13 protein-coding genes are annotated in these 14,594 nt (G+C 33.9%); 7 read left to right on the top strand and 6 right to left on the bottom strand.

Annotated features, from left to right (window positions below; genetic code table 11):
- Positions 1–84 precede the first annotated feature (84 nt).
- On the bottom strand, positions 85–1,242 hold the full coding sequence (locus tag ICJ83_RS06450; RefSeq protein ID WP_188229560.1) for a THUMP domain-containing class I SAM-dependent RNA methyltransferase: 1,158 nt from the start codon (positions 1,240–1,242) through the stop codon (positions 85–87).
- 194 nt (positions 1,243–1,436) lie between these two features.
- Between ICJ83_RS06450 and ICJ83_RS06445 the strand changes: the two genes are divergently transcribed.
- The 3 genes from ICJ83_RS06445 to ICJ83_RS06435 are packed head-to-tail and all read left to right on the top strand — an operon-like array spanning position 1,437 to position 3,322.
- On the top strand, positions 1,437–2,168 hold the full coding sequence (locus ICJ83_RS06445; protein WP_188229559.1) for a class I SAM-dependent methyltransferase: 732 nt from the start codon (positions 1,437–1,439) through the stop codon (positions 2,166–2,168).
- 23 nt (positions 2,169–2,191) lie between these two features.
- Positions 2,192–2,866 carry a ZIP family metal transporter gene (locus ICJ83_RS06440; protein WP_188229558.1) on the top strand — a complete coding sequence of 225 codons (675 nt, stop codon included), beginning with the start codon at positions 2,192–2,194 and terminating at the stop codon, positions 2,864–2,866.
- Positions 2,867–2,893: 27 nt separating this feature from the next.
- On the top strand, positions 2,894–3,322 hold the full coding sequence (locus ICJ83_RS06435) for a DUF4268 domain-containing protein (protein WP_188229557.1): 429 nt from the start codon (positions 2,894–2,896) through the stop codon (positions 3,320–3,322).
- Between the two features lie 121 nt (positions 3,323–3,443).
- Here the strand turns inward: ICJ83_RS06435 and ICJ83_RS06430 are convergent, their stop codons facing one another.
- Genes ICJ83_RS06430 through ICJ83_RS06420 form a run of 3 tightly spaced genes read right to left on the bottom strand, consistent with a single transcriptional unit; the run spans position 3,444 to position 5,249 of the window.
- Positions 3,444–3,938: a GNAT family N-acetyltransferase gene (locus ICJ83_RS06430; RefSeq protein ID WP_188229556.1), complete on the bottom strand. Its 495-nt coding sequence runs from the start codon at positions 3,936–3,938 to the stop codon at positions 3,444–3,446.
- 2 nt (positions 3,939–3,940) lie between these two features.
- Entirely contained in the window at positions 3,941–4,567 is a 627-nt protein-coding gene (trhA, locus tag ICJ83_RS06425; protein ID WP_188229555.1) for a PAQR family membrane homeostasis protein TrhA, read from the bottom strand.
- A gap of 1 nt (position 4,568) precedes the next feature.
- A complete protein-coding gene (locus ICJ83_RS06420) occupies positions 4,569–5,249 on the bottom strand; it encodes a DUF4294 domain-containing protein (RefSeq protein WP_188229554.1) in 681 nt (226 codons plus the stop codon).
- A gap of 191 nt (positions 5,250–5,440) precedes the next feature.
- Between ICJ83_RS06420 and ICJ83_RS06415 the strand changes: the two genes are divergently transcribed.
- Genes ICJ83_RS06415 through ICJ83_RS06405 form a run of 3 tightly spaced genes read left to right on the top strand, consistent with a single transcriptional unit; the run spans position 5,441 to position 7,828 of the window.
- Entirely contained in the window at positions 5,441–6,529 is a 1,089-nt protein-coding gene (locus ICJ83_RS06415; RefSeq protein ID WP_188229553.1) for a M42 family metallopeptidase, read from the top strand.
- Positions 6,530–6,568: 39 nt separating this feature from the next.
- Positions 6,569–7,117, top strand: a complete 549-nt coding sequence (locus ICJ83_RS06410) for an NUDIX hydrolase (protein WP_188229552.1) — start codon at positions 6,569–6,571, stop codon at positions 7,115–7,117.
- A gap of 27 nt (positions 7,118–7,144) precedes the next feature.
- Positions 7,145–7,828 carry a PrsW family intramembrane metalloprotease gene (locus tag ICJ83_RS06405; RefSeq protein ID WP_188229551.1) on the top strand — a complete coding sequence of 228 codons (684 nt, stop codon included), beginning with the start codon at positions 7,145–7,147 and terminating at the stop codon, positions 7,826–7,828.
- A 103-nt stretch (positions 7,829–7,931) separates the two neighbouring features.
- Here ICJ83_RS06405 and ICJ83_RS06400 read toward each other — a convergent pair whose 3' ends face one another.
- Both ICJ83_RS06400 and gyrA read right to left on the bottom strand, forming a co-directional pair.
- Positions 7,932–9,185: a tetratricopeptide repeat protein gene (locus ICJ83_RS06400; RefSeq protein ID WP_188229550.1), complete on the bottom strand. Its 1,254-nt coding sequence runs from the start codon at positions 9,183–9,185 to the stop codon at positions 7,932–7,934.
- 11 nt (positions 9,186–9,196) lie between these two features.
- The gene (gyrA, locus tag ICJ83_RS06395) at positions 9,197–11,767 is read right to left on the bottom strand and encodes a DNA gyrase subunit A (protein WP_188229549.1); all 2,571 of its coding nucleotides are present in this window, start codon (positions 11,765–11,767) and stop codon (positions 9,197–9,199) included.
- Between the two features lie 258 nt (positions 11,768–12,025).
- On the opposite strand from gyrA, the gene ICJ83_RS06390 reads away from it, so the two are divergent.
- Positions 12,026–14,572, top strand: a complete 2,547-nt coding sequence (locus tag ICJ83_RS06390) for an ATP-dependent Clp protease ATP-binding subunit (RefSeq protein ID WP_188229548.1) — start codon at positions 12,026–12,028, stop codon at positions 14,570–14,572.
- The last annotated feature ends 22 nt before the right edge of the window (positions 14,573–14,594 follow it).

Raw genomic sequence — 14,594 nt, 5'->3', positions numbered from 1 at the left:
CAATTTTTGTAATAAAAAATAAAGCCAGTTATTAACTTTAACTGGCTTTTACTTTTATAATAATGTAGTAATAAATCTAACGCTTTACTTCATATACTTCCCTTTTTTACTACCAGCGTAAATCTCGTATTTTACCAAACGTGATTCTAATTTGGCATTGTATAATTGAATTTTTCTTGATGGACGTAAGCCTACGTATTTTAAAGCTTCAAGATTACTGGTTATAAACCAGGCATCGGTATTAGGGTAATTCTGTTTTAAGGTATCACCTATATCTTTATAAAATTCTTGTAAATCTATATTTAAGCGCTCACCATAAGGCGGATTAAAGACCATATGTAATTTTCTTTCGCCCCCTTTTTGAGTTTTAAAAAAATCTTCATGCTTAACAGTAATAAAATCGTCCAGTTCGGCATGTTTAATATTTTCAATAGCTTTTTTAACTGCACTTGGCGCTTTATCGTATCCTGTAATATTAAAATGGAAATCTCGGGTTTTATTTAAAAGCGACTCTTCTATTTTTTCAAACAAATCAACATCCCAATCTTGCCAACGCTCAAAAGCAAACTCTTTTCGCATTAAGTTTGGCGGTATATTACAGGCTATCATTGCCGCTTCGATTAGCATCGTACCACTACCACACATTGGATCCATAAAATCACTTTGCCCATCCCAACCAGATAACATAATTAATCCTGCGGCCAGAACTTCATTAATCGGTGCTATATTAGTAGCCAGTTTATACCCTCTTTTATGTAAAGAATCTCCTGAAGAATCTAACGAAATAGTACACTGGTTTCTATCAATACGAACATTAACCTTTAAATCGGGAAATTTCAAATCGACATTAGGACGTTGTCCCGTCGTATCGCGAAACTTATCTACAATGGCATCTTTAGCTTTTTGTGCAATAAATAAGGAATGTGTAAATTGTTTTGAATGAATCGTGGCATCAATGGCTAATGTTCCAGTAGGTTTTAAATAATCAGCCCAGTTCATAGCATACATTTTGCTATACAATTCTTCTTCACTGTTAACCGTAAAACTTGTAATGGGTTTTAATATTTTTATGGCAGTTCGTAATGCTAAATTAGCCTTATACATAAAGCCTTTATCTCCAACAAAAGAAACACTTCTCACTCCTTTTTTTATGTGCTGAGCACCTAGTTGCGTTAACTCTTTTTCTAATAAATCTTCAAAACCAAATAAGGTTTTGGCAACCATTTCATAATTTTCTCCCATTATTTTATATGACTTACTGTCTGTTCTTTTTTATTACAGCAAAAATAGCGTAATTTTGCGTGAATTTAACGATATTATCAATTTAGGTTAAGGATTGAAGTGGCATCCTTTTTTATAATTGCCCAATGGTAATTGATAAAAAAGATATAACTGAAAGCCTGCCCCGAGTATTCGGGGAACCCCATAAAACATCTATGAATAAAGATACTACAAAATGGTTTACCTCATGGTTCGACACACCATTTTATCATATATTATATAAAGACCGAGACGATAGTGAAGCGCAGCATTTTATGGATACGCTTACCGAGTATTTAAACTTACCAGAAAACGGTTCGATATTGGATTTGGCTTGTGGTCGTGGCCGTCATGCTGTATATTTAAATTCTTTGGGGTACCATGTAACGGGCGCCGATTTAAGTGAAAACAGCATTGCATTTGCTAAACAGTTTGAGAATGAAAACCTGCATTTTGCAGTTCACGACATGTGTAAACCGTTTAATAAGCAGTTTGATGCCGTTTTTAATTTGTTTACTAGTTTTGGGTATTTTGATAAAGATGAAGATAACTTAAACACCATAAAAGCGATAAAAGCCAATTTAAACACTTCTGGTTTTGCCGTTATCGATTTTATGAATAGTGAATTTATCATTGATCATTTGGTACCAGAAGAAACAAAAACTGTAGAAGGTATTGAATTTCACCTTAAGCGATATGTGGAAAACGATTATATCATTAAAGACATTAGTTTTTCTGCCGATGGTGAACATTTTAATTTTCAGGAATGTGTAAAAGCGTTTACCTTAGCCGATTTTGAAGCCCTTTTTGAAGCGGCCGGAGTGTTTTTACTAGATGTATTTGGCGATTATAAATTACGTAAATTTAATCCTAAAACATCGGAACGATTAGTAATGATTTTTAAATAATACTTAGTTGAGTATCGTATCGCATGAATAAATTTTTATTTCCGTTTTTAGCAGTTATTATTGGTTTTGTTTTAGCGCAAGTTACAAACAAGCAAAAATCGGTAAACACCAAATTATTACTCTCGTTTAGTGGGGCCTTTTTACTGGCATTAACATTATTTGAATTACTTCCCGAAGTGTATCACCATTTAAATGCTAAATTAGCTGGTGTTTATATTGTTTCAGGTATACTTCTACAGCTCATTTTAGAGTTATTTTCAAAAGGTGCTGAACATGGACATGTTCATGTACATAAAGAAGACACCGCTTTTCCGTGGTCGTTATTTATTAGCTTGTGTTTGCATAGTTTTTTAGAAGGTTTTGCTATTCATGACCATAACGATATGGTGTATGGTATTTTAATTCATAAAATTCCTGTTGCCGCCATTATTACCATGTTTTTATTACAATCGGAATACAAAAAAATTCAAATTGCTGGATTTTTATTAGTTTTTGCATTAATGACACCATTAGGGACTTTAATTTCAACAACTTCGGAAACCATAGCACATTACTCGCAAGTGTTTAATGCACTCGTTATTGGTGTATTTTTCCATATTTCTACTACGATTTTATTTGAAAGTTCCGACGGTCACAAATTTAATTTATCGAAATTTATCTCGATAATTTTAGGTGTTGGAGTAGCATATTTAATTTAATTCGTTGTTTAGAACAGACTTTATTTTATGTTTAGTAAAGAAGAATCTAGAAAATTAAAACAGGAATTTTGGACGAGTTTTGGAAAATCATTTCCCAGAAAATGGATTTTATACAACACGAAATTAAAAGGATTTAGTTTTAAATTTTACTTCGATAATAAAAAGGCTTTAGTGGCTTTAGATTTAGAGGACGATCTGGAATATCGTATAAAATTCTGGAAAAAATTAGAGGCTTTAAAATCTATTTTGTTAGACGATTATTTACCTGACGCCATTTACGATGAAACTTATTTTTTAGACAACGAAAAGGAAATTTCAAGAATTTACGTGCCTTTAGATCAAAAAGTGTCAATTCACAATAAGAATACCTGGCGTGATGTTATGGAGTTTTTTAATGAAAAAATGTGTTTGTTCGAAGCATTTTTTGATGAATACAAAGATGTTATAGAAGGTTAAATGAGCCCCACAAATTTGTTTAAAGATCTCTTATCATTTAAGAAACATCGCTTATGAGATGCAGAAAGCATTTTAGTACGACGAATTGGACTTAATTTTTGTTTAATTCAAATCAGATTTATTAATGTATTGGTTTCCTCATATCAAAATCATCCATAATAAATCCATTTCCTATATCGGCTATAATTGACCCTTTATTAATAAAGCCCAATTTGGAGTAAGCATGTATTGCCTCTTTATTATTTACATTTACCGTTAAACGAATTTCCTTTAAATTATATTTTTGGGCTTCGTTTTCTACAAAATTCATAGCGCTTTTTGCAATACCCTTACCTCGATAAGCTTTCAATACATAAATTTTACTTAAAAACATGGTTTGTTCTTCTATCTGAATGGCTATGTACCCAACCGGAATTTTATTAAAAAATAAAGCAAAATACATCATACCATTAGCCACTTGTTGCGAAATAGCTTCGGCCGTCTGAAACTTTTCTAACATGTAATCAATTTGTGGTTTTCCGACAATAGGAATGTAATGTTCACGCCATATAATATCGGCCAACTTTTCAATGGTTTTAAAATCGGTTACAGAAGTAGCAGAAGTTATTGTTATCATATTTAAATTACATAAAAGAAAATCATAAAAAAATGGCAAATGGCTCCAGCCAAGACAAACAGATGCCAAATAACATGGTTAAATGGAATTTTTTCAATAGCATAAAATATAATACCTACCGTGTAAGCTAAACCTCCAGCAAAGAGCAACAATATACCGTTACTATGCATAATTGCATTTAAATTGGTAAAATCAAAAACAATTAACCATCCCATAACCAAATATAGTAATGTAGAGAACACGCCAAATCGTCCAGTAAAAAACAACTTAAGAATGATACCAAAAAGCGCAATACCCCAGACTATCCAAAACAACAGCCATCCTAAACTATGCGTTAGCAAAATTAGCAAGACCGGAGTATAAGTACCCGCAATAAGTAAATAAATACTCATATGGTCTACGATTCTTAAATATGTTTTCTGGGTTTTATTAGTTACCGCATGGTATAACGTAGAGGCTGTAAACAATATAACAATAGAAGAACCATAAACAATAACACTAAATAAACTAAATGGTGTTTTATGAGATTGAAAAAGGATTAGCATAATTAACCCTATTACACCAAAAATAGCGCCAATAGCATGAGTGGTAGCATTAAATTTCTCTTCTAAAGCCGATTGTTTTCGCATGTTATTCTTCAGGTTTCGAATGCATCCATTTATCGGTTAAATCATAAAAATTATATGGTATTGCAGATTCTTGTCGCTCTAGTAACCCATTTTGAAAACTACGTAACAATATATCTTCAATGAGATAATCTTCTTTTACATTTAATGGATCAAACTCCTTTTTTAAAGAAATATCGAACATACTTGCCGTGGTATTATACCAAAACGCCCGCCAACCGCTTCGCAATTCTTTTACTAAATCGAAGGCAGTAGTTCCTGTTTGACGATGTATCAATTTAACCAAAATTTGTCCTTCAGTGCGTGAAAACTTTTTGAGTTTTTCTGAAAACTCCCCTTCTATATATTTTTGCACCTGTCGGGTATATCTTTTTTTCTGGCGGTTTCGTTTTAAGGTTGCCAATCGTTTATTCATAGAATCTAAACGTTCGGCTGCCATTTTTGCGTACGGATACACCTTTAAAGTTTTCCGCCTTAGTATTAAATACCTTAGCCTATCATCTCTGTTATCGAATTTTAATTTATTTAGAATGTAAACCTCCTCTAAATTTATAGATGTTTTAGGAATAGAATCGCCATCAATAATGAGGTAAGTGACGTCGGTAGAATCTTGAATAATATCATTAACCTGAGCCAGAGATAAAACTGGAATTAAGCAAATAAAATATATTAGAATATTCTTCATAAATACACTGGAGCAATTTTCTTTCCAAAATTACTAATTTACAATCTTAAAACATTTTTTTACAGGAGTTAATTTAATTTGAAATTGGTTAGTTTTCATTAGAAATTTAATCATCAAAAGATAAATTAATTCCTTTGATATAGCGCTCGAATTCTATTAATATTATTATTTTAGTGCAAAATTTTTTAAACATGACAAAGAAGTCAATTCTTAACGATAAATCAATTGAATTTTTAGAAAAATATTTAAATAATGCGGCTCCTACCGGATACGAATGGACAGGACAAAAACTTTGGATGGACTACCTGAAACCATACGTAGATGAGTTTATTACCGATACTTACGGAACCGCTGTAGGTGTAATCAATCCTAAAGCTGAATATAAAGTCGTAATTGAAGGCCATGCCGATGAAATTTCGTGGTACGTAAATTATATATCAGATAATGGTATGATTTACGTGATTCGTAATGGTGGTAGCGATCATCAAATAGCACCAAGTAAAGTTGTAAACATTCACACAAAAAACGGTATTGTAAAAGGTGTTTTTGGCTGGCCGGCCATTCATACCAGAAAATCAGGTAACGAAGAAGCTCCAAAGCCAGACAATATCTTTATAGACTGTGGTTGTAAAACAAAAGAGGATGTTGAAAAATTAGGTGTTCATGTTGGGTGTGTTATTACTTACCCTGATGAATTCCATATTTTAAATGGCGATAAATTTGTTTGTAGAGCGTTAGATAACCGTATGGGAGGTTTTATGATTGCCCAAGTGGCTCGTTTACTTAAAGAAAATAACAAAACTCTTCCTTTCGGTCTTTATATTGTTAATGCTGTACAGGAGGAAATTGGCTTACGTGGTGCTGAAATGATAGCGGAAACTATAAAACCAAATGCAGCCATTGTTACCGATGTAACGCATGACACGACCACACCGATGATTGAAAAGAAAGTACAAGGTGATTTAGAAATTGGAAAAGGTCCTGTGGTTGCTTATGCTCCAGCAGTACAACAAAAACTACGAGACCTAATAACTGATACCGCCGAAGCTAAAAATATTCCTTTTCAGCGTAGTGCGTTATCTCGTGCTACAGGAACCGACACCGATGCCTTTGCTTACAGCAATGGTGGTGTGGCCTCTGCCTTAATCTCACTTCCGTTACGTTATATGCACACAACTGTAGAAATGGTTCACCGCGACGATGTTGAAAATGTTATAAAACTGATTTACGAAAGTTTATTAAACATAAAAGACGGCGAAACATTTAGCTACTTTAAATAATAAATTCCCGCTTTGGCGGGAATCTTTTTTTATAGTTTTATGATAGAAGAATACATCGATATTGTTGATGAAAACGGATTTCCAACAGGGAAATCGGAGTTAAAATCGGTAATCCATCAAAAGGGGTATTATCATAATACCGTTCATATTTGGTTCTATACAACAAATCGTGAAATTTTGTTAGCCCAACGATCTGCTAAAAAAAGTATCTGCCCCTTAATGTGGGATGTATCCGTAGCTGGGCATATTGATGCTGGAGAATCCATAAAAAAGGCGGCTCAAAGGGAAACTAAAGAAGAAATTGGTTTAAATATCAGTCAAGATAAATTGAAAAAAGTTGGAGTTTTTAAATGTTTTCAAAGTTATGATAATGGTCTTGTCGACAATGAATTTCACCATACCTACATTTGTAAATTAGAACAACCTATAGAAAGCCTAATACTTCAAGAGGAAGAAGTAGAAGCCTTAAAGCTTGTTTCGTTAGATGAGTACCAGTATTTAATAGATCATATTGGAGTAAACAATCACTTTGTTCCATCTAACAAAACCTATTATCAAACTGTATTAAATTTCATAAAAAACTCATAATACAACCACTATTTACATGTATACTAAATGAATTTAATACTACTTGCTATTGCCCCAATTTTTATCATTATTCTTTATATATATTATAAAGATAAATACGAAAAAGAACCGCCAAAATTACTCCTAATTTCGTTTTTACTGGGCGCTATCGTGAGTATTTTTATAACCTCTTTAATGTACTATGGTTTTGATATCTTATTTCCTCTAAAAAACAAAAACAATGTCATAGAGCAATTTATTAAAGCATTTTTTATTGTAGGTTTTACTGAAGAATTTAGTAAATATATAATTGTAAAATACTATGCCCAATGTAAAGCCGATTTTAACGAACCTTTCGATGGTATTGTATATGCTGTTATGGTATCCATGGGGTTTGCTGCTACCGAAAATATCATGTATGTCTTAAATGGTGGTGTACAAACGGCATTGCTAAGAGCTTTTACCGCTGTGCCTGCTCATGCGACTTTTGGAATTCTTATGGGGTTTTATATGGGCAAGGCTAAATTCTCAACAAATCGTATTAAACTTAATATTTCTGGGTTAATGTTAGCTATTTTATTTCATGGGGCTTACGACTTTTTCCTATTTATTGATTTTGTTCCAGGGATTTGGATTGGAGCGTTTATTTCTTTGTTTATTGGAATCATATTATCTAGAAAAGCAATTACACGGCATCAAAATAGTTCCTACTTCAAAAACAAATTCAAATAATACCTAAATGACATATGAACATTAATTAGTATAGATTTCATATATAAAAAAAGCGTCTGGAAATTCCAAACGCTTTTTTTATTGGTAATGAGGTAAGGAGTAATTAATTCCCTGACTCTATAGCTTCAACCTTAGCTTTCATATCTTTATACTTCTCAGTTTCTCCAAGGCTACTGTATATATTCATTAATGTTTTTGCAGCATTAATATTTTTGGAATCTACTTGTAAAGCTTTATCTAAATATGGAATTGCTTCTCTATATAAATCCTGACGTTGCTCTCTTAGTTCGTCATAACGTAAATCGTCCTTTTTAGAACTTCCTAAACCATTCATTTCTTTAATAATTTCTTCTTCTCCCGATAAAACTAAAGCTGAAAGGTTGATATACGCATTTACATAATTAGGGTCTAATTCTACAGTTTTTTGGTAATACGCTTTTGCCTGATCTTTCTCTCCTGATTCTGACGCGATAACACCTAAGTTATATTGCAATTCTGGATTTGTTGGATCCATTCTTGTAGCTTCTTGCAATAATTCTTTGAATTTTTCAGTGTTGCCCATTTTGTAGTGAACATTTGCCTCTGTTAAGATCAAATTCACATCGTCAGGACTTTGAGCCCTTGCCGCTGCCATGGCTTCAATTGCTTTTTCATTATCGCCTTTGTTTACATAAATGATAGCAATATTCTTAACAATTTCTGGTTCCTTTGATTCAGTGACACGCTCACCTGGTTTTACATGTGTTTTTGCTTTTACCGATAAATCACGAACACTGGCACTATTAAATAATTCTTCTTCATTAGTCTCTACATTTGTTGCAAAGAATTCCTTTTTAACACCAGTATAGCCTAAATCTTTAAGTTCTTCGTAAATCGTTAAGGCTCTATCATAATCAGGAACATTAATGGCTGTAGCTGCTGCATAGTACAAATATGTGGTGTCTTTTGTACTTAATCTGTAGGCTTTCTCAAAATACTCTGATGCTTTTGAAAAGTCTTTGCCTTCATACGATTCATTACCCTTAGTTAGTAATGAATTAACCATTTTTGTTTTTAACTCCGCACTTTCTGGAGATGGATTACCTTCTATGTTATTTAAACTTTTTATGGCCTCATCGATATCGCTTAAAGAGCCTGCGCCTCCTGCGTATAACGCTTGAGCGTATAAGAAATAATAATCCGCTTTGTATTTATCATCAATATTTGGCATTAACGCTTCTACTTGCTTTAATGCTGATTTGGCTTCGGCGTAATTAGTGCCTTTAATAGCTTTTTCTGCAGCTCTCAATTCTTTTTTTTGTGCAAATGAAAGTGCACCAATTGAAAACGCTAAAGCTACAATTACTTGTTTCTTCATTTTTGTTTTATTTAATTATCACTGTTATTTTCTTCTGTTGAATTGGTATCAAGAGTTGTGCCACCTTCCACATTGTCAGTGTTTTGGGCTTCAATGCCGTCTTGTTCTATCTCTTGCTCTTCCTCATGCATCACTTTAGCAACAGCCGCGATAGAATCTTTGCCTTTTAAATTTATAAGCTTAACACCCTGAGTAGCTCTACCCATGACACGCAGATTACTAACGGCCAAACGAATTGCAATACCAGATTTATTGATAATCATTAAATCATCATTATCTGTGACACTCTTGATAGCCACAAGCTGACCAGTTTTTTCAGTTATCGAAATGGTTTTAACACCCTTTCCTCCTCTATTAGTAATACGGTAAACAGGTTCTCCATCTTCAGGATCATCAATATAAGTTCGTTTACCATAACCGTTTTCAGAAACTACCAATACCGATTCTTCCTGTGAATTTTCAATGGTTACCATGCCTATTACCTCATCGCCTTCATGTGCTAAAGTAATACCTCTAACCCCAGAAGCCCCACGACCCATTGGACGCGTTTTAGCTTCTTCAAAACGAATAGCTTTACCAGATTTTAAAGCTAACATCACCTGACTGTTGCCTGTAGTAAGTTTAGCTTCAAGTAATTCGTCTTCTTCCTTAATGGTAATCGCATTAATACCATTAGTACGCGGACGGGAGTATTGTTCTAAAGATGTTTTCTTTACCTGACCATTTTTAGTTGCCATAATCACATAATGACTATTTATGTAGTCTTCATCTTTTAAATCTTGCGTACAAATAAAGGCCATAACTTTATCATCTTGCTCAATATTGATAAGGTTTTGAATAGCACGCCCCTTAGATGTTTTACTTCCTTCCGGAATTTCGTACACACGCATCCAGAAACATTTTCCTTTTTGCGTAAAGAATAACATATACTGATGGTTAGTACCCACAAATAAATGCTCTAAGAAATCTTCATTACGTGTAGTCGAAGCTTTTTGACCTACTCCTCCTCTATTCTGTGTTTTGTATTCATTAAGTGAAGTACGTTTAATATATCCCGCATGCGAAATGGTAATTACCACTTGCTCGTCTGGAATCATATCTTCAATACTTAAATCACCTCCAGCATATTCTATAACCGAACGACGTTCGTCTCCATACTTATCTTTCACAACTTGAAGTTCTTCTTTTATAATACCCATGCGACGCTCTTTTTTGTCTAAGATATCTTTTAGGTCTTCAATGGTTATAAGTAATTCATCGTATTCAGAACGTAATTTATCTTGCTCTAGTCCAGTAAGCTGACGTAATCGCATTTCTACTATAGCCTTAGCTTGAATTTCAGAAAGTTCGAAACGCTTAATTAAGCTCGATCTTGCTTCATCCGCATTAGATGATGCTCTGATAATAGCTATAACTTCATCAATATTATCGGAAGCGATAATTAAACCTTCTAAAATGTGAGCACGCTCTTCGGCTTTTCGTAATTCGTACTGGGTACGTCTAACAACCACTTCATGTCTGTGTTCAACGAAGTGATATATTAAGTCTTTAAGATTTAATAATTGAGGGCGCCCATTTACTAAGGCAATATTGTTTACACTAAACGACGATTGTAACGCTGTATATTTGTACAATTTATTTAGAACAATATTTGGTATAGCATCGCGCTTTAACACGTAAACAATACGCATTCCGTTTCTATCGGATTCATCGCGAATTGTAGAAATACCTTCTAGTTTTTTATCGTTAACTAAATCGGCAGTTTTCTTAATCATTTCCGCCTTGTTTACCTGATAAGGTATTTCGGTTACAATGATACATTCACGACCTTGTACTTCTTCTATATTTGCTTTACCACGTAGCACAATTCGACCACGACCTGTTTGAAAAGCTTCCTTTACGCCATCGTAACCGTAAATAATTCCACCCGTAGGAAAATCAGGAGCTTTAATATGCTTAATGAGTTCATCAACTTCTATATTGTTATCATCAATATATGCTATTGTTCCATCAACTACTTCTGATAAATTGTGAGGTGGCATATTAGTTGCCATACCTACTGCAATCCCCGAAGCACCATTAACTAAAAGTCCAGGAATACGCGTTGGTAATACTGTTGGTTCTTGTAAAGTATCGTCGAAATTTAATTTATGGTCTACGGTTTCTTTATCTATATCGGCAAGCATGTCTTCCGATATTTTTCGCATACGAGCCTCGGTATAACGCATTGCTGCCGGGCTATCACCATCTATAGATCCAAAGTTCCCTTGCCCGTCAACCAACATATATCGCAAACTCCACTCCTGTGCCATACGAACCATCGTATCGTAAACTGAGGTATCACCGTGTGGGTGATACTTACCTAGAACCTCTCCAACAATTCTTGCTGACTTTTTATATGCTGTATTCGATTTAACACCAAGTTCATGCATCCCAAAAAGTACACGTCTGTGTACTGGTTTCAATCCGTCTCTTACATCTGGTAACGCACGTGACACAATGACCGACATTGAATAATCAATGTAAGCCGATTTCATCTCATCTTCAATATTAATAGGGATCAATTTTTCTCCTTCTGCCATAAATATTTAATTAAGTTTTATGTGTTTTTCAAAACACGCTAATATAAGTATTTCATCAGTCACAATAAGACTTTATATTATATTTTTTCATGTTTTTTATTAACAATTTTAACACCTTTTTTAGTTAATAAATATGAAGAGGATTATTTTGATATTATGAAGTTTTTTTTGTCACTTAGCAACTTTCACATAATTTAAGGTATAGTTTTTGCCTTTAGTAAAATGTTTTAGTATTTTTAATGCAGAAAGGAATTGATTATGGATGATAATTTTTCACCAAGAGTAAAAGACGTTATTGCCTACAGTAAAGAAGAAGCACTTCGTTTGGGTCATGATTTTATTGGCACCGAACACCTCATGCTTGGACTATTGCGTGATGGCGATGGCAAGGCTATAAATATTTTAAATGCTTTAGATATCGATTTAAACCATTTAAGGCGCAAGGTCGAAATATTAAGTCCTGCAAACCCTAATATTACAGCAGCCTCAAACCAAAAAAAGAACTTGCACCTTACCAGACAAGCCGAACGCGCCCTAAAAACAACGTTTTTAGAAGCCAAGTTATTTCAAAGTTCTTCTATTAACACAGCGCATTTGCTACTGTGTATTTTAAGAAATGAAAACGACCCAACTACTAAGCTTTTAAATAAGCTGAAAATTGACTATGATAATGTTAAAGAACAATTTAAGTTTATGATTACAAATGACAACGACTATATAGAGCCAAAAGCAGAATCGTTTCAAGACGATGCGAGTTCTGATGACGATACTTCAAAAGACATCTTTAATTCTCCTACTGGGAAAACCAATAAGAAGTCTAAAACACCTGTTTTAGATAATTTTGGGCGAGATTTAACAGCTTTAGCCGAAGAAGGTAAGTTAGACCCTGTTGTAGGAAGAGAAAAAGAAATTGAGCGTGTGTCTCAAATTTTAAGTCGTCGTAAAAAAAATAACCCCCTATTAATTGGCGAACCAGGGGTTGGTAAATCTGCTATTGCAGAAGGTTTAGCGCTAAGAATTGTTAAACGAAAAGTATCCAGAATACTTTTCAATAAGCGTGTTGTTACGCTAGATTTAGCAAGTTTAGTTGCCGGCACAAAATACCGTGGACAATTCGAAGAACGCATGAAAGCCGTAATGAACGAGCTTGAAAAAAATGATGATGTTATTTTATTTATTGACGAAATACACACTATTGTTGGCGCCGGTGGTGCTACAGGGAGTTTAGATGCTTCAAACATGTTTAAACCAGCTTTAGCCAGAGGAGAAATACAATGTATTGGAGCTACAACGCTAGACGAGTATAGACAGTATATTGAAAAAGATGGCGCTTTAGAACGTCGCTTCCAAAAGGTAATTGTTGAACCTACAAGCGTAGTTGAAACCATTGAAATTTTAAACAACATTAAAGCGAAATATGAAGAACACCATAACGTTGATTATACACCCGAAGCTATTGAAGCTTGTGTAAAATTAACTAACCGGTATATGACGGAACGCTTTTTGCCAGACAAAGCCATTGATGCTCTTGACGAAGCTGGATCGCGTGTTCACATTACCAACATAGAAGTTCCTAAGCAAATTATTGAGCTTGAAAAACAACTTGAAGCCATAAAGGAAACTAAAAACGCAGTCGTAAGAAAGCAGAAATACGAAGAAGCAGCGAAACTAAGAGACGACGAAAAACGTATTGAAAAAGAACTATCTATAGCCCAAGAAAAATGGGAAGAAGACACCAAGCAACACCGCGAAGTCGTTAGTGAAGAAAATGTTGCCGATGTGATTTCTATGATGACTGGCATTCCTGTAAATCGAATTGCTCAAACCGAAATCAATAAATTAGCAGAATTACCAAACTTAATAAAAGGCAAGGTAATTGGTCAAGATGAAGCAGTTGCTAAAGTCGTAAAAGCCATTCAGCGTAACCGAGCAGGACTTAAAGACCCTAATAAACCCATTGGTTCATTTATATTTTTAGGGCAAACAGGGGTAGGAAAAACGCAATTAGCTAAAGTATTATCGCGTGAGCTTTTTGACAGTGAAGATTCATTAATCAGAATAGATATGAGCGAATACATGGAAAAATTCGCTATTTCTAGATTAATAGGTGCGCCTCCAGGATATGTTGGATACGAAGAAGGTGGGCAATTAACTGAAAAAGTTAGACGTAAGCCTTATGCCGTTATTCTATTAGATGAAATTGAAAAAGCTCATCCAGACGTTTTTAACATGTTATTACAAGTGCTTGATGATGGTTATTTAACAGATAGTTTAGGTCGTAAAATCGATTTTAGAAACACTATTATTATTATGACCTCTAATATTGGAGCACGTAAACTTAAAGACTTTGGTACTGGTATAGGTTTTGGAACCTCGTCACAAAAAGCGCAAGAAGATGCAAACGCTAGAAGCGTTATTGAAAACGCACTTAAAAAATCGTTCGCACCTGAGTTTTTAAATCGTATAGATGACGTTGTTATGTTTAATGCTCTTGAGAAAGAAGACATCAATAAAATTATCGATATCGAACTTAGCAAATTATTAGTACGCATAAAAGATTTAGGGTACATTCTTAAACTTAGCGACAAAGCTAAAGATTACATAGCCGATAAAGGTTTCGATAAGCAATATGGGGCGAGACCTTTAAAACGTGCTATTCAAAAGTATATAGAAGATGCTTTAGCTGAAGAAATTATAACTTCGCAAGTTGAAGAAGGTGATACCATTTTGATTGAGCTTAATGAGAAAACTCAGGAACTTGATATTAATGTTCAAAAATCTGAGAACAATCCAACAGAATCATAAACTTATATGATATCATAAAAAA

Origin of the sequence: Aestuariibaculum sediminum, assembly GCF_014596945.1 — a bacterium.
Classification (GTDB): domain Bacteria; phylum Bacteroidota; class Bacteroidia; order Flavobacteriales; family Flavobacteriaceae; genus Aestuariibaculum; species Aestuariibaculum sediminum.
This window is presented reverse-complemented; position numbering and strand designations above follow the sequence as displayed.